Here is a 16,040-nt window from a genome sequence, read left to right as displayed (position 1 = left end):
ACTTTTACCAGCAAATCAAAAAATCACAATCCGAGATGAGTACAATACATTTATTTGACGATAGCAACAATGCGAATGATAATCGTTTGGGAGACCTGGAAAAAACGATTATAATAAATAGCCTGATGGAAGTTCCCTTTGAAGAGCGGGATGAAGAGTGGCGTGATATTTTTCTGGCTAATATTGCTGAATGCACCTTAAAATTAGCAGAAACAGAAGTGGTTGTTGGTCCTGATGGGTTCCCCTATTTTCAACTCGAAAGTGTTCCGAAAGATCAGAACTTTCAGGCCTTTGTCATTAAAAATCGGCTGAAGGATTACGTGTTGCCAAAAGGTTTTGGTATTGCTATCAATACACAAAATGAAAACCCCGACTGGGTATTCACCTACGGCGACTTGGTTAACTACTTTTTAAACGGAGAGTTTTATACAGATGATAGTGTTTTCTCAAAGAAAAATGAACAAACGATTATCGGTCAAGATGAAGAAATATTAGTGGGGCAACCTGCCGAGACCATTCTTCCACAGGCTGTCCGCAACCAATTACGTGAATTTTTAGATTATTATGGCGTAAAGAATGCAAAGGTGATGCTCATTGCGCGTAATTATAAAGATGAAGAAAATGCTTCACAAGATTTGGCATTCAATATCGCTGCGAACCAATTCAGGACTGAAAAAGAATTCACCAACATCATGGAAGCAATTGGCTGGTTTCTTCCGAGACATTATTCTTATATCGGATTGGATGAATTTGCAGTAGACAATGGTTTTATGCCACTGTAAAAGACAGAAACTAAAATATATACAAACATAATTAATCCATGTTTCCATTTAACGTAAGAGTGTACGGAATATTGATCAATGAAAATCAAGAGGTATTGATCAGCGACGAAAGAACGGAAAATGTTTCATTTACCAAATTCCCTGGTGGAGGCTTAGAATACGGGGAAGGCTTATTGGATGCTTTGATCCGGGAGTATCAGGAAGAATGTGCTTTTGACATTGCTGTGGTTAAACATATTTACACCACAGACTTTTATGAGAAATCAAGTTTTAACGATAGCCAAATCATATCGATTTACTATCAGGTCAAGAATACCTCAGCTATTCAGATCAGAACGACTACCAAAGCCTTTGATTTCGATCCTGATCAGAAACCTGAAGATAATAAGCTTCAGTCTTTTCGATGGGTACCGATTGAATCGGTGTTAACGGAAGATTTGACCTTCAAAACAGATCAGATCGCCTGGGAAGAATTCTTAAAAACGGTCAAATAATAATAATTTTTCAATTTTCATCATTTTTATTTGTATTTAAAAAATAAAGACATATCTTTACGTAAACCAATGGAAATACTTGATTTTTTTAAAGTATTCACCTTAATAATTACATTTTATTATTTATTTGACATCCCGCATGTGACGAGGAATAAAAGTAGAGGAGCGTGGGATGAGACATACATTGGTTTATTGAATTTGTAAATTCCTAGTCCTATAGGTTTTTTAATAGTTAGTGTGATTTTATGGCGATACTCCCCGTATCGCCTTATTTATTTTACACTTTTTTCCAGCCCCTATTTGAATCCCATATAAGAAGCAAAACAAAGGTTTTTATGTAAAACATCAACATTTTTAAAGCCAACTTGTGTCAATAAGTTGAGTTGATAAATCAGCGATCTTGGTGTATCCTCGTGTTCAATATAGTCAAAAACATGATCACGGTACTGTTCATCCTTCAGGCTAGTTAAGTATTCACCATATTTTTCTCTATAAATTAATTTTTGAAGCTGTTCATTATTTTGCTCAATCAAATCAAAAATCCACACACTTCCCCCGGTTCTCAATAAGCGGAACAGCTTGCCAAACGCATTTTCCCAATCTTTATCATCTCGAAGATGATGTAAAACGGATGTTGCGATGATGACATCAAATTTGTCTTCTTCCAAAGCAGCAGTACGAAAGTCGCCTTTAATCAAATGAATTTCTCCGTTGGTCAATTTTCCAACGCGTTTCTTTGCCCTATTTAACATGGGCTGGCTCAGGTCCAACAGACTAACATTTGGATTAGACTCCAATTTTTGCAATAGTTTTACGTCGTAATTGCCAGCCCCACATCCAATGTCCAATATATTTTGAGCGTTTGGATAAAGACTGACAATGGCATCCGTAATAAGCTCCATATTCCATACCGCATCCAATGTGGTTGCTTGACCTGTTTCTAAATTTGAGAACCGCTCGACATCATTGTCAAACCGTGTTTCAATCTCTTGTAGCGTCGCTTTGTTCATCTGTAAATTGTTTATTCTCTAAAGTTCAGATAGATTCCCCCACACAGCAGTATCTTACACTGTCTGGTTGGCGGTATTTCATCCATTAATTTTTAATAATTTAAAGGTAGGACTAACTGGAATTCATTAAAAATATTTATTTTGTCATCAATTCATACCAAAAAAGTATCGATGGAAATCCGACATCTCATTTATTTCAAAACAGTAGCCGAGGAGCTTCATTTTGGCCGAGCAGCAGAACGCTTATTTATGTCCCAGCCACCATTAAGCCGGCAGATTAAAGATCTAGAAGACGAATTAGGTGTTATTCTTTTCTTCCGAACCAACAAACGCGTCGAGCTAACAGAAGCAGGTAAATACTTTTTGGAGGAGGTTGTGGAGATCCTACAAAATATCGAGCACAGCAAAACGATCACCAAACAGATCCACAACAATATCTCAGGAGAATTCAAACTGGGCTATATCAGTTCCACACCTAAGAAAATGCTTGCTACGGTATTAAAGCAAATTCAATTGAAATTTCCATACTTAAGAGTTAGTCTTTTCGAAACATCGACACAGAAACAAAAATTAGCACTGGAAAACGGAAAATTGGATCTGGGTATTATGCGTGCTCCAATTTATTCAAGTGAATTGCTTACCACTCCCCTTTTCGAAGACCCTATGGTAATTGTAGGTCATTCACAGGTGGAATTTAATGCGATCAACTTTTTTAATGAAAGTTTCATTTCCTTCAATCAGAAATACGCATCGGAATACCACCGACTTGTTATTAATACCTGTAATCGCATGGGCTTTGAACCCAAAATTGTACATCAGAGCAATTCGATGTCTTCCATCCTTGAGTTGGTGTCACAAGGCTTGGGCCTGGCAGTCGTCCCTTCGTCCACCATCAAACAATACCCGCATTTAAACCTAAAAATCATGAAGCTTGAAGATATGGATAGCAAAACAGAAGTGATCCTGGTCTCTAATATAAAAAGTAAAAACAGTGCATTAGGCGAATTTATCGCCTGTATCCAGAAAGAGTATCTTGATTTTAATGCGTCCTAAAGTGGCATCGATTGAAATTCCAGCATAAAAAACGGAGTCAGCAACATGCTGACTCCGTTTTTTATGGGTGGAAGAGCGGTATTACCTCTTCTCGAATTTATACGCTAGCGTTGCCATAAAACTACGCGGTGGAATCGGATTCACACTATAGTTTTCATGGATATAATAGTTAAACACGTTGGTGATATTGGATAATTTACCCAAAATACTCCAGTTTTTATAAGCATAACCAGCGGAGAAATCTATGGTTGTAAATGGACTAACGGAGATCAAACGATTAAGACCATCGCGTACGTTGATCTTTGTATTATTCCAACCTGCATTACGTCGACCTGTATAAAATGCGGAAAAACCTAACTTCAGTCCCTTAACTGCCCCGTTTTGAATGGTATAAAACACGGTTCCATTAGCCGTATGTGCTGTAGTTCCTACCAAACGTACATTTTCTTCGTTTCCAGAGATTTCAGTCACTTTCTCCTTACCATCAACGATGGTTGTATAACTTGAAATTGGATTGGTTTCGGTATAACGCATATAATTGTAGGAATAACCGGCGATAACATTCAATCCTGGAAGTAAGGTTCCAGTAACATCAACTTCCAATCCGCTTGAAGCCGTCTTTCCAGAAAATTCTTTCATATTTGCATCGCTATTGCTCGTTCCATTCGGAAGTACCAATAATTGTTGGGCAAAGCGATTGTTGTTAATTCTATACCAAGCAACATTTGCGGATAACCTACCATTGAAAAAGTCATTTTTCACACCTGCTTCGTACTGATCGATGATGGAGGGAGCCAAAGGTTGATAATTTACATCGTATCCCGAATTTGATGTAAAGTTATTTGCATAAGTAACATAGACACTTGATGAGCGGATCGGCTGATAGATCAATCCAAATTTAGGCGACCATGCTTTGTCGACTTTTGCTCCGATCGGATTTTTTTGACCATCTAGATTAATAATCTCTTCCGATTGATTCGTCGCATAAGTATACTTTTCTGAATTCGGTGTACGCTGATACGTGTAGCGAATACCTGCCAATACTTTAAATTGTTCAGTAACCTCTATTAAGTCCTGAAAAAACGCACCATAACGGAAGATATCTGTCGTTGTTTTCGTCAATAGATCCGCTTGTGGCATATCTGTCCGAAGTCCATTTCCCGAAACCAAATGCTGCGCAGTTTGCGAGGGATTAAAGACATAAATTGAATCGTAGGTTGTTGTAGGAACATACTTATCAAGCTTCTTATCATAGACTTTAATATTGTTTGATGCATCAATATTATAGGCATACGCATTTGAATGCGATTGATCGGCATCTGCTCCCACCAAGATCTTATGCTTGATGGATCCTGTTTTTACAGTTCCGGTTAGATTCAATTGCTGGTTGGCCGTAAACTCATTTGATTTGGACCGGGTTAAACTCCGCGGTGCAATTCCATTTTTATTTGCTTGAATCCGATCTGATCCATAATAATCACGGTCGTAAGTTTGGTAACTTGCTATTGCGTTTAAATTCCATGAATCATTAAACTTATGGTTCAAATTGATCTGCCCGTTTGAGGTATTTGTTCTGTTGAAAGCAAAAGGCACATTCATAAAAGTGTTTCTGCCAACTTCATTATTCAACTTTCCATCCACAGTTCCCATTCCAAAGTCTGGCGTAAAATCACTTTTTAAGTAATCGAATGTAAAGTTGAGATCAGTTTTATCGGATATTTTATATAAAACAGAAGGATTTACGTAAGTACGTTTTGATGTGACCTGATCCCTAAAGCTACCCGCTTTTTCATAAGTTCCGATAACGCGGAATGCAACCTTATTGGAAATTGGACCATACACATCCACTGTTGGTTTATAGAAGTCATAACTTCCTACGCGCATTGAAGCCTCGCCTCCATAATAAAATTTAGGCTTTTTCGTAACCAGATTTACAACGGCCCCACCAGATACACCGCCATATAACAAAGCAGAACTTCCTTTTAAAATCTCTACAGATTCCAAGGTGCTCGCCTCAATCGAACCTCCATTGTTGGTTCGCGCACCATTTTTAAATATATTATTCCCGCCTAAGCTATAGCCCCTTGCGTAAAAATTTTCGTTGACCCCACCGCGATTTGCTCCCATCGCGACACCGTTTGCATTTTTTAGCGCATCACTCAAGCGATTAACCTGTTGATCTGCAATAACCTGTTCGTTTATAATTTGTACACTCTGCGGCAAATCCCGATCAATAATACCTGCTTTACCGACATTAACTGTTTTACTGTTATGCGAGTTGTAACCTACCACTTCCACTTGTTCCAATTGAGATTCAGAAATATTCAAAGAAACATTAATGGCTGTTGCCTTTCCATTTTTAACCTCGATAGTACGCTCCTCAGCTCCATTTCCGATACTTTTGATCCGAATAGTATAGGTTCCATCTGGAAGATTAGAAAAATGGAAACTTCCATCACCGGAAGTCGAAGTAGACCTACCTAAAGAAACTATGGTTACTGTAGCCGATTCAATTGGTGCACCATCTTTGGTTTTAACGCGGCCATGTATCCCTTTACTTTGTGCCGATGCATCCAAATGAATTGCTCCTACCAATCCCAGACTTAAAACAAGTCCCAGAAAAGTTCTTTTCATGTTAATAAAATGTGAGTTCGTAAAAATTATTTGTCGGCGCAAACATACGATATTATTTTATTGTTTAGAATAGTTTTAAATAAAAATAGCTTATAATTATAATAGATGAATGATTCAACTTCGTAGCATCTATTATATGTTGCAAGGATTCACTGTAACTATTTCTATTAATCGTAAGGATTTCCTTACATTTATGCCGTAACTAACATCCTAACTAATCAATTCAATGAGAACGCATAAGCTCCTACTCTCCGCTTTTATTTTTTTATTCTTTCCCACATTTTTGCTGGGCCAGCAAACACAGGTTGATCATGATCTCACAGCAATTATGCGTCGTTATAATGCTGTCGGGCTCAGTGTGGTCGTCGTCAAAAACAATAAAATTGAGTATCACAAAAATTATGGTTACAAAAACTTGGAAACCAAAACGGCTCTCGGAGAGAATGACCTCTTTAGAATTGCTTCTATTTCAAAGTCATTCACTACAACATCATTAATGCAATTAATAGCAGATGGCCGATGCAAGTTAGACGACGACTTTGGGGATTTGATAGGTTTTCCAATCAGAAACCCCAATTATCCAGGAAAAAAAATAACACTCCGGATGATCCTTTCCCATACGTCCAGCGTCAATGATAAAAACGGTTACTTCAACCTTGATGTCATCAATCCATCCAAAAACCCAAATTGGAAAGATTCCTACAATCTTTATGAACCCGGCACACAATACCAATATTGTAATCTCAATTTTAATATGGCTGGTGCCGTTCTTGAGAAACTGACCAATACACGTGTCGACAGCTACATTGTTAACCATATCCTCAAACCGCTCAACTTATATGGTGGTTACTGTATAGACTCCTTGGATCAGAAAAGATTGGTTTCGTTATATGCCTTTGATGAAAAGGGAAATCCCCATGAAGAGCCGAGTGCCTATAATCCACGTCGGGAAGAACTCAATCAATACATCCTGGGCTATAGCACTCCTGTGCTTTCTCCGACAGGTGGAATGAAAATATCTGCCTTAGATTTAGCCAGATACATGATGATGCACATGAACTACGGCCATAGTCAGGGAAAAAACATCATCAGTAAAAAATATGCGAAGATTATGCAGACAGCTGTAAATAAAGAATCAGGCTATGGGTTAACGATTATGAACAATGCAAAAATTGTCCCCGGTGTTACTCTGACAGGACATACCGGTTCGGCATATGGACTGTATAGTGCCCTGTTTTTCAATCCAAAGAAAAAATATGGGTTTATTGTGATAACCAATGGCTGCAATATCCCCGATAGCGATGACTTCAACCCTTTGCTTAAAGACTGTATAGGAGCCTTGTACGATGCATATATCAAATAGGCAACAACTTACATCAAGTAAACAAAAGCCAACCCATAAACTATAACCTTGTCGCTAAGCTTTATGGGGAAACCAGAGGCCCTCGGATCGACTGGACAATAAACAAAATAAAAAAGCTGCAAAATCTGCAGCTTTTATTTTGTTATTTTTACTATTTCTTGTTTTCTACCCAGTTTACAATAGCCGGATCCAGCGGATTCGTCGCTGAACGGAAGCGATGTACAAGTTTACCGTTCTCATCGATCAAAAACTTTTCAAAGTTCCATTTGATTTCACCTTTAAAATCGGGGTTTTCCTGAGCGGTCAAATACTTAAACAGAGGTGATATTTGATCTCCTTTCACATCGACCTTTTCGGCCATTAGAAAATCAACACCATAATTTTGTTCACAAAACTCTTGAATCTGCGCATTTGAACCCGGTTCCTGTTGTCCAAAATTATTTGCCGGAAAGCCAATAATGACGAGCTTATCGCCAAAGGTTTTGTGCAATTCCTCCAGATCTTTGTACTGTTTTGTGAAACCACATTTTGAGGCAGCATTCACGATCAATATTTTCTTTCCCTTGAAATCGGACATTTTCACTTCTTGCCCATCAAGTGTCGTAAACTTAAAATCATAAAAATTGGGATTGCCAAATAACATTGACATATACACCATAATAGTTGCAATAATCATATCTAATTATTTTAAAGACTTAACAATGAATTACTCTCTCTTTCCAGTACCGCATCAAAAAGCTCGTTGATAGGAGATTTTAAAATGGTACCTACCTTTATCTGATGTGCTTCACAGACTTCCCGTAAAATTAAATCAAAACTATAAGCAATAGAGCCTACAAAGTGACAGGCATATTTATTATAGTCCGGATAGGTCAAAATCGAAGCTTGAACAAATTCTTCGAATCCACTCTTTACCAGATCAATAATAAAGGGATGGGTAATATTATCGGACATGAACGGTGCAAACGATGCTAAGAAAGCATTTGGACGTTCTTTTTGATAAACATTTTTGATGACGATCTCTTTATTTATTCTGTATTTGTTCGCAAATTTTTCGTTCAGATCTTTCGGCATACGGCCATATAGAAAAAGTCTAACAAGATTTTTACCAAAATATGCCCCCGATCCCTCATCACCTAATACATAGCCATTTCCATTATGCGATGGCATCAGCTCCTCTCCGTCAAAAAAACTCAAATCAGACCCTGTCCCTAATGTCGCTACATAACCTTTTTTATTACCACAGGTTGCTAAGGCACTACCAAAAAGATCATTCTCAACAGAAATGTAAGCATTTTCGAATAAGGGCGTCAATGCATTTGAAACCATTTCCCGACGATCAGGTGTAATGCATCCTGCACCAAAAAAATACAACTCCGTAACTTCATCGGCGTAGGGAATAATTTCGGGTATCTCCTTAATAACACGTGTGATTTCCTTTTCATTTACAAAAAAAGGATTGAGTCCATTTGTACTGAACGAGATAGGTGCACTATCTGGCAATTCCAACTTCCAATCCGACTTTGAAGAGCCGCTATCAACAACTAAGATCATACAAATTCTTGATTATTTTCCCCCTATAAACTACTGTGTCAAACTTAGCAAAAATTCTGATAAAAAACAGATTTTTTGCTTCATCTCCCCAGTCCAATAAAAACCGGTATTTCATCCAAAGCATCGATTATGCCTATCGATTAACACCTCATTTCTTAAATAAATTTATGTATATTGGAGGGTACTATTAGCTGCTTCCCTTCATTGTTCTTTTTCTACTGAAGGAACAATGACGGAGCACGCTGATTCATAATTGTAGAACCAACAATCTATTTTTTTGTTTGGTTAAGCGTACGATACTTTTAATTTTGTAAGCTCATACTAAAATCATCTTTCATGGACAGTGACCATTTCAGTATACCCGAAATACATTTTGAGGTATCATTTTCAGAAGCACAAGCTCATTATATCGAAGTAAAAATGAGCATCGCAAAGCTCAACCAGCCTTATGTCGATCTAAAAATGCCGGTCTGGTCTCCTGGATCTTATTTAATTCGTGAATATGCTAAAAACGTAGAACGATTCCGATCATTTGACAAAACAGGAAATACAATTGCCTACCAGAAAATTTCAAAGAACACCTGGCGAATACCCACAGAATCTTTGGATCAGATCGAAGTCATCTACGCGGTATACGGTTTTGAAGTTTCTGTGCGTACCAACTTTTTCGATAGTGACCATGCTTTTATTGTGCCTACGGCAACTTTCTTTCATATCGATGGCCGCATAGACAATCCTTCGACAATCAGCATAGCATTAAAAGATTCTTGGGCAAGTATATCAACTGGACTCGAACAAATTGGAGAACGTAAGTTTTATGCGCCAAATTTTGACATATTATATGATACGCCCATCGAGGCTGGTAATCAGGATGTCTGGAAATTCCAGGCTGCCGGTGTCGAACATGAATGCGCCATGGTCGGAGGCGGAAGTTATGATAAAGAACGCTTAACGAAAGATATCACACGTATCGTCGAAGAGGAAACCCGCATCTGGGGTTCAAACCCCAATGAGCGATATGTCATTATTACCCACAACTACCAATCTGGAGGTGGAGGTCTAGAACATCTCAATTCAACAGTATTGGGAGCCTCGAGAAATGCCTATCTAAATGAGATAAGTTACAAAAACTATTTGAGTCTCGTTGCACATGAGTATTTTCACCTATGGAATGTGAAACGCTTACGTCCAAAAGCATTAGGACCGTTTAATTACGATGCCGAAAACTATACCACAGGCCTCTGGATCATGGAAGGATTCACTTCGTACTATGATAATTTAATTATTAAACGCTGTGGATTCTATGATGAAAAAGAGTACCTCGCTTTGTTAGCCAACGATTTCAACATTGTATTAAACCGCCCTGGGCATACGATACAGTCTGCAGCAGCCTCAAGCTTCGATACCTGGATTAAATATTATCGGCCTGATGAAAATTCGATGAATTCAGGAATTTCCTATTACAACAAAGGTGCAATGCTGACAGCATTGTTGGATATTAAAATTATTGCCGCTACAGAAGGTAGGCTAAAATTGGATGATGTTATCCGCGAGGCTTATGAAGAGTTCTACCTAAAACTTGATCGTGGATTTGAAGAAAACGAATTGAGAAGCCTTGCTGAACGTATTGCAGGCACTTCGCTGGACGATATTTTCGATGCTGCTCATCAGGACGGAGAACTGGAATACAACGATTATTTTAATCTAGTCGGTTATGAAATTGTTGATACCAATGTTGATAACAACACGTTGACACTAGGCATTACAACCAACAAAGTGGATGGGTTAATTTCGGTAGCGACAGTGGAAAAAGATTCAGGTGCATATGATGCCGGATTAAGTGTAAAAGACGAACTGATTGCAATTAATAATAACAGGCTCGATGTTAAAGACAAGGAAATTGATTTCATTGTTCAACATGCCAAAGAGGGGGAAATATTAAACTTCCTGGTGGCACGAGATGGTTTAGTGCGGGAAATTCCTGTTCAAATCAAAAAGAGCAATAAAAAGATATACGAAATCCGTCCGCTCAAAGAACAAACTTTTCTACAGGAATTGCTAGGTAAAATCTGGATGGCTTAACACGGAAGTATTATCATTAAAAAAGAATAGCGGAAAATCCCGCTATTCTTTTTTTAAAATTTATATCTTACCGAAAAACCGATCGGATCAAATAATTTGATACTGGATTCGTTTAGAAAATCGAAATAAGGTTTTACATCCAATGAGATTTGAAACGGTGCCTGCGGAATATTATATTCAATACCTACGATACCGTCAATACTCAGATTAAGCTGTGAATCAAATGAATGACGCTGACCATCGATAATTTTGTCTTTCTCCTTATAAGAACCGATACTACCACCAAAACCATAATACCAATTAAACCCAGCAGTCAATGGTTTATAGATTTCATATAAGCCCACAACACGGAAACGACGAAAATCAGAATTGCTCTGAATACTCATAATACCTTCCAATGCATGGTCCGAGTTAAGCGTGTGACGATATGTAATTCCCTGAGCAGACCCGAATCGTCCACCAATAGCACCCCTATTGTCCAACTGAGCCATAGCTCTATTGGATAATGCTCCAAACATCAGCATTCCACCGACAGCCAAAAATATTTTTTTCATAAAAATCGTACGCTTTTTTTGCTTTACATTTTTCCAAACATAGATAAATTGCTTTTTATATGCAATATAATTGCAGTGCACATAAAAAACTATTTACCAGAACTTCCCCTACGAAGGACTTTTTCAATAGGGTAAATATCCATTACAGCTATAACGAAACAATGTTTAATTTGTTATGACAATAATCCCAAATTATCCAACTTTATTTCTGTATATTTAGGTCAATACAGCATGTAGTAGTAACCAAATAAACTCAAGTGATATGGGCAGAATTTTTGACTTTATAACCTTATATAAAGAAAAATACGCAAAGGACATCATGGTGGCAGGGCGAGATGGAAATGGCCAGTGGAAAACGTATTCTACCAAAGAATACACCGACGCAATTGACACCTTAAGCAGGGCGTTACTGAAACTAGGTCTCAAAAAAGGTGATCGGGTAGGGATCATGTCCGGCAACAGACCCGAGTGGAATTTAGTTGATTTTGCCTGCAATCAAATCGGTCTTGCAACTGTCCCCCTCTATCCCACTTTATCCGCACAGGATCTTTCGTTTATTGTAAATGACTCGGATGTCAACGTACTATTTGTCAGCAACAGAGAATTGACCGACCGTATTGAACAAACCATCAAGGAGCACGGTATACATCCGCAACTGTATACATTTGATGCTATTGAAAATTATACGCAGCTAAAAACATTCATCGAAACAGCAAAAGATGACACAACCGACCTAGCTCCACTTCGAGAGGCTGTTACAGAAGATGATCTATTGACACTGATCTACACTTCAGGTACAACAGGGCGCCCTAAAGGCGTCTACCTGTCCCACAAAAACGTATACAGCAACGTCTTGGCATGCAATCATCTCATCCGATCGGATTTCAAAACGGCACTTAGCTTTCTTCCGCTATGCCATATTTTTGAACGCATGGTGGTCTATATGTACTATTCGAAAGGAATCCAGATCTATTTTTCCGAGACCTTAGACAATGTTGTTGCCGATATCAACGATGTCAAACCGGATGTATTCACCACCGTACCCCGTGTCCTGGAAAAAGTATACGATAAGATTATTGAAAAAGGGAAAGCCTTAACTGGATTAAAAAAGAAAATTTTCTTCTGGGCTGTTGATCTTGGCTTGAAATTTCAAGAACCAGCGCATAATGGACCGCTTTATAAGCTCAAACTTGCGATCGCTAGAAAACTGATATTTTCGAAATGGCAAGAAGCTCTTGGCGGAAATATTAAGATCATTGTATCCGGTGGTGCAGCTCTTCAAGAGCGTTTAGCGCGTGTATTCTGGGCCGCTGGACTTAAAGTACTTGAGGGGTACGGCCTGACTGAAACATCTCCGGTTATTGCTGTAAACTCCTACTTACCCAATGGGTTGAAATTTGGAACTGTAGGCAAACCCCTGAAAAACTTAGAAGTTAAAATTGCTTCAGATGGTGAGATTCTTGTCAAGGGCCCTAGTATCACGACAGGCTATTATAAAAATGAAGAAGCCACAAAAGAAGCTTTTGACGATAATGGTTTTTTCAAGACGGGCGATATTGGAGAAATTACATCCGATGGTTTCCTAAAAATAACCGATCGAAAAAAGGAAATGTTTAAGACTGCAGGTGGTAAATATATCGCGCCACAATCCATTGAAAACAAACTCATGGAGTCTACATTAATCGGACAGGTCATGGTTTTTGGAGAAAATAGAAAATTTCCCGGAGCCTTGATTGTTCCTGCATTTGATGTGCTGTCCAAATGGGCAAACCAAAAAGGTATTACCGGCGGTTCAAACGAAGAAATCATCAAAAATCCGGAAGTAATCCAAAAATATCAAGAAGAAATTAACCGATTATCCACTAACTTTGGACATTGGGAAATTGTCAAGAAATTTATTCTTCTTCCAAAGGAATGGACAATCAACGACGGTCAATTGACGCCAAAATTGAGTCTAAAACGAAAAATTATTTTAAAAGAGAACGAAGGAGCAATCGACAAATTGTATCAGGAACAAAACCAAGAGTAACAATTTGCACGATTATTGGAGCTGATCATCTTATTATGAAGCACGTTACATTACGAGATTTATTTACACTCGCCTACTGGAAAAACATTTGGCATGTCTTAATTGATGCCTTTAATGGATTCAATGATGACAAATGTATGAAGAAGAGTGCTTCATTGGCTTATTATACCGTCTTCTCCATCGGCCCACTTCTTATGATTGTTATCTGGTGTATTGGATTTTTCTATGGAGAACATCTTCAAAGTGGATCTTCAGCGCAAGATCAGGTGCTGGAGGAAGTCATGGTTCTTTTTGGCCAGGATGTGACCACACAGATCCAGTCCTATCTTCAGAAGATAACTTTCGAGAATAAATCTAATATGGGGATCACGATAGGTATCGTTACATTGATTCTGTCGTCCACAACCTTATTCGTTGATATACAGGATTCAATAAACAATATCTGGAAAGTAAAACCGAAACCAAAAAAGGGATGGCTAAAATTAATCATCAACAGGCTGATTTCTTTTTGCATCGTGATTGCCCTTGGTTTTTTGCTAATTGCCTCACTCATGATCAACGGAGTTATCGTTGCCGTGACCAATTTAGTCATGACTTATTTTCCTTTTATTCCGATTGCACTCATTTCATGGGTGAATACGGGCATCACATTTTCGGTCATTGTCATTTTATTTGGCTTTATCTTTTCCTTCCTTCCGGATGCTAAAGTAAAATTCAGGGACATGCTTGGTGGGGCTATCTTTACAGGCTTACTCTTTATGTTAGGCCGGTACGGCATTTCAATCTATCTGAACCTTTCCTCCACAGCAAGCTTTTACGGAGCTGCGGGATCAATCATCGTCATGTTATTATGGATCTACTATTCGGCTGCGATATTGTATTTTGGCGCGGAATTCACCAAATTTTATGCAATTAAATTTGGCGCAGGCATTATTCCATCCGCATTTGCAGTAGCGATTGAACAAACGGAAAAAGTAAAAAAAACAGGCAGCGACGCCGAAGCACATGTTGGAGACACCATTCAGGTCTTAAAATAAGCCGTCTATTTTTTCTCTTTTTTACCGCTAATGGAACCATCGATGCCAATGACATTGATGACTTTATCCCCAATTTGTGTAATATCGGATTTTAATCCCACCATAACGGTAAAAATATTCACAGGAGTATCCTGTATCTTCCTAAAATTATGGAGATAACCAAGCTCAAGTCCTAAAAAGAAGCCGTTAAATTTATAATCTGCCCCAGCACCTATTTTGCTGGAGAAATTCAGGTGATTTATATTTTCCATCTTAATAAGCTTTTGGTCCGCGAATACATTTGCCCTTGGCTCACTCGTCAATCCTACACCAGGCCCCACAAAACCATAGATATTCAATAATCGCATCTGCTTCCTAATGCCCCCCGAAAATGAAAGGGTATAGAAATTGGTATTTGCATCTTCGATACGATACTCAAAATTCGGATCGACCAATCGCTGCTTATACTTGAATGAAAGTGTATAAAGTGTGGGGGATACGAAAAACATTGGATTTTTCAGGGAGATATCCAAACCAATACTACCCGAAAACTTTGGCGAAAGTATATCTTTGGTTTGTCCGATCGGAAAGCCCATTCCCGTTGTACCCCAATAGTAAACTTTTCGATAATGTATCGTATCAACACCGCCCTGAGCCCGCGCGAAAGTCCAACACAAAGAAAAAAGAAGAAAAGTAAAAAAGAAATGTTTCATTTAAATGCGTTCAATATTGAATAACAACAATATTAAACGCATTTTGTTCAAAAAACCGTCAGGCTACAGGTAACTTTTTGATTGTGGGCCTTGATTGAATAGCAAATCGATAATGCTTAAATCGGGATAAAATCCATTTTTATCAGAAAAAACCTGATAATATTCTTTTGGATTACGCAATACACTTTCTTTTTTAGGATGGATCAGGTTACGGAAATCGATCATTTCCGAAGGCGCAGCCACATACGCTTCTGTAAACCCTATTGCTCGTTTAAGTTTGATCGATTTTAGAATGAGTTCTAATTGAGCAACATTAAAGTCTACCAAATACGTAAACTTTTCCTCATAGAAACGTATAAAATCATCTTCATAATATTCAAAATATGCAGAGCTACGGTAAGCTGTCTGGATACTTAACCAGTGTAAACGCTGCCAGTCAAACTCATAACTTATCCGAATATCTTTCATAGGAACACGTTCTTTATTGCCATGTTGAATGGGTACGATCAAATCCTGCACACCATTTGCTGAAGCAATGCGTGCGCGCGTACGATAACTCTGCTTTTGAAAATGCTCATATTTCTCGATGACCAAAGGAAGATTATGCTCCTGTACCGTATGAAAATAGGATATTGGTGGAAGATAACATGCCGGAAGTAATAACTGCGATTCCATAAAAACTGATGATTTTTGTTATAAGTGACGCAAAAATAACTTAAATTAAGGATATTTGTAAAGAACACTGGGAATTTTAGC

At 38.2% G+C, this 16,040-nt stretch carries 14 protein-coding genes; 7 read left to right on the top strand and 7 right to left on the bottom strand.

The genetic code is table 11. The features are described from left to right. Positions 1-35: 35 nt before the first annotated feature. Positions 36-782: a hypothetical protein gene (locus AACH28_RS21170; protein ID WP_046671829.1), complete on the top strand. Its 747-nt coding sequence runs from the start codon at positions 36-38 to the stop codon at positions 780-782. A gap of 38 nt (positions 783-820) precedes the next feature. Next, positions 821-1,276 (top strand): NUDIX domain-containing protein, encoded by a 456-nt coding sequence (locus AACH28_RS21165; protein WP_046671830.1) that lies wholly within the window; start codon positions 821-823, stop codon positions 1,274-1,276. Positions 1,277-1,572: 296 nt separating this feature from the next. Here the strand turns inward: AACH28_RS21165 and AACH28_RS21160 are convergent, their stop codons facing one another. After that, positions 1,573-2,286: a class I SAM-dependent methyltransferase gene (locus AACH28_RS21160; protein ID WP_341831426.1), complete on the bottom strand. Its 714-nt coding sequence runs from the start codon at positions 2,284-2,286 to the stop codon at positions 1,573-1,575. A 141-nt stretch (positions 2,287-2,427) separates the two neighbouring features. On the opposite strand from AACH28_RS21160, the gene AACH28_RS21155 reads away from it, so the two are divergent. Further along, on the top strand, positions 2,428-3,339 hold the full coding sequence (locus tag AACH28_RS21155; protein ID WP_341831425.1) for a LysR family transcriptional regulator: 912 nt from the start codon (positions 2,428-2,430) through the stop codon (positions 3,337-3,339). An 81-nt stretch (positions 3,340-3,420) separates the two neighbouring features. Here the strand turns inward: AACH28_RS21155 and AACH28_RS21150 are convergent, their stop codons facing one another. Further along, positions 3,421-5,973, bottom strand: a complete 2,553-nt coding sequence (locus AACH28_RS21150; protein ID WP_341831424.1) for a TonB-dependent receptor — start codon at positions 5,971-5,973, stop codon at positions 3,421-3,423. Positions 5,974-6,199: 226 nt separating this feature from the next. Between AACH28_RS21150 and AACH28_RS21145 the strand changes: the two genes are divergently transcribed. Next, the gene (locus AACH28_RS21145; RefSeq protein WP_341831423.1) at positions 6,200-7,336 is read left to right on the top strand and encodes a serine hydrolase; all 1,137 of its coding nucleotides are present in this window, start codon (positions 6,200-6,202) and stop codon (positions 7,334-7,336) included. A 151-nt stretch (positions 7,337-7,487) separates the two neighbouring features. On the opposite strand, the gene AACH28_RS21140 is transcribed toward AACH28_RS21145, so the two are convergent. After that, a complete protein-coding gene (locus AACH28_RS21140) occupies positions 7,488-8,012 on the bottom strand; it encodes a glutathione peroxidase (RefSeq protein WP_341831422.1) in 525 nt (174 codons plus the stop codon). Positions 8,013-8,023: 11 nt separating this feature from the next. Next, positions 8,024-8,890: an N-acetylglucosamine kinase gene (locus AACH28_RS21135; RefSeq protein WP_201667347.1), complete on the bottom strand. Its 867-nt coding sequence runs from the start codon at positions 8,888-8,890 to the stop codon at positions 8,024-8,026. Positions 8,891-9,226: 336 nt separating this feature from the next. On the opposite strand from AACH28_RS21135, the gene AACH28_RS21130 reads away from it, so the two are divergent. After that, positions 9,227-10,972: a peptidase M61 gene (locus AACH28_RS21130; protein WP_341831421.1), complete on the top strand. Its 1,746-nt coding sequence runs from the start codon at positions 9,227-9,229 to the stop codon at positions 10,970-10,972. A gap of 53 nt (positions 10,973-11,025) precedes the next feature. Here AACH28_RS21130 and AACH28_RS21125 read toward each other — a convergent pair whose 3' ends face one another. Next, positions 11,026-11,526: a hypothetical protein gene (locus AACH28_RS21125; RefSeq protein WP_120333413.1), complete on the bottom strand. Its 501-nt coding sequence runs from the start codon at positions 11,524-11,526 to the stop codon at positions 11,026-11,028. A gap of 262 nt (positions 11,527-11,788) precedes the next feature. On the opposite strand from AACH28_RS21125, the gene AACH28_RS21120 reads away from it, so the two are divergent. Together AACH28_RS21120 and AACH28_RS21115 are read left to right on the top strand one after the other, a co-directional pair. Next, on the top strand, positions 11,789-13,555 hold the full coding sequence (locus AACH28_RS21120; RefSeq protein WP_341831420.1) for a long-chain fatty acid--CoA ligase: 1,767 nt from the start codon (positions 11,789-11,791) through the stop codon (positions 13,553-13,555). Between the two features lie 35 nt (positions 13,556-13,590). Continuing rightward, complete coding sequence (locus AACH28_RS21115) at positions 13,591-14,592, top strand: YihY/virulence factor BrkB family protein (protein ID WP_341831419.1); 1,002 nt, start codon at positions 13,591-13,593, stop codon at positions 14,590-14,592. Positions 14,593-14,597: 5 nt separating this feature from the next. Here AACH28_RS21115 and AACH28_RS21110 read toward each other — a convergent pair whose 3' ends face one another. Together AACH28_RS21110 and AACH28_RS21105 are read right to left on the bottom strand one after the other, a co-directional pair. Further along, positions 14,598-15,284: a hypothetical protein gene (locus AACH28_RS21110; protein ID WP_341831418.1), complete on the bottom strand. Its 687-nt coding sequence runs from the start codon at positions 15,282-15,284 to the stop codon at positions 14,598-14,600. 63 nt (positions 15,285-15,347) lie between these two features. Beyond that, positions 15,348-15,959 carry a WbqC family protein gene (locus AACH28_RS21105; RefSeq protein WP_341831417.1) on the bottom strand — a complete coding sequence of 204 codons (612 nt, stop codon included), beginning with the start codon at positions 15,957-15,959 and terminating at the stop codon, positions 15,348-15,350. Between the last annotated feature and the right edge of the window lie 81 nt (positions 15,960-16,040).

It is taken from the genome of Sphingobacterium thalpophilum, from assembly GCF_038396785.1.
GTDB lineage: Bacteria > Bacteroidota > Bacteroidia > Sphingobacteriales > Sphingobacteriaceae > Sphingobacterium > Sphingobacterium thalpophilum_A.
The sequence above is the reverse complement of the archived record's forward strand: the minus strand, read 5'-3'. Positions and strand labels throughout refer to the sequence as shown.

Excerpts from the sequence above, each read along its gene's own strand:
- AACH28_RS21170 (WP_046671829.1), top strand. The coding sequence starts at position 36 with ATGAGTACAATACATTTATTTGACGATAGCAACAATGCGAATGATAAT.
- AACH28_RS21165 (WP_046671830.1), top strand. The coding sequence starts at position 821 with ATGTTTCCATTTAACGTAAGAGTGTACGGAATATTGATCAATGAAAAT.
- AACH28_RS21160 (WP_341831426.1), bottom strand. The coding sequence starts at position 2,286 with ATGAACAAAGCGACGCTACAAGAGATTGAAACACGGTTTGACAATGAT.
- AACH28_RS21150 (WP_341831424.1), bottom strand. The coding sequence starts at position 5,973 with ATGAAAAGAACTTTTCTGGGACTTGTTTTAAGTCTGGGATTGGTAGGA.
- AACH28_RS21145 (WP_341831423.1), top strand. The coding sequence starts at position 6,200 with ATGAGAACGCATAAGCTCCTACTCTCCGCTTTTATTTTTTTATTCTTT.
- AACH28_RS21140 (WP_341831422.1), bottom strand. The coding sequence starts at position 8,012 with ATGATTATTGCAACTATTATGGTGTATATGTCAATGTTATTTGGCAAT.
- AACH28_RS21135 (WP_201667347.1), bottom strand. The coding sequence starts at position 8,890 with ATGATCTTAGTTGTTGATAGCGGCTCTTCAAAGTCGGATTGGAAGTTG.
- AACH28_RS21130 (WP_341831421.1), top strand. The coding sequence starts at position 9,227 with ATGGACAGTGACCATTTCAGTATACCCGAAATACATTTTGAGGTATCA.
- AACH28_RS21125 (WP_120333413.1), bottom strand. The coding sequence starts at position 11,526 with ATGAAAAAAATATTTTTGGCTGTCGGTGGAATGCTGATGTTTGGAGCA.
- AACH28_RS21120 (WP_341831420.1), top strand. The coding sequence starts at position 11,789 with ATGGGCAGAATTTTTGACTTTATAACCTTATATAAAGAAAAATACGCA.
- AACH28_RS21115 (WP_341831419.1), top strand. The coding sequence starts at position 13,591 with ATGAAGCACGTTACATTACGAGATTTATTTACACTCGCCTACTGGAAA.
- AACH28_RS21110 (WP_341831418.1), bottom strand. The coding sequence starts at position 15,284 with ATGAAACATTTCTTTTTTACTTTTCTTCTTTTTTCTTTGTGTTGGACT.
- AACH28_RS21105 (WP_341831417.1), bottom strand. The coding sequence starts at position 15,959 with ATGGAATCGCAGTTATTACTTCCGGCATGTTATCTTCCACCAATATCC.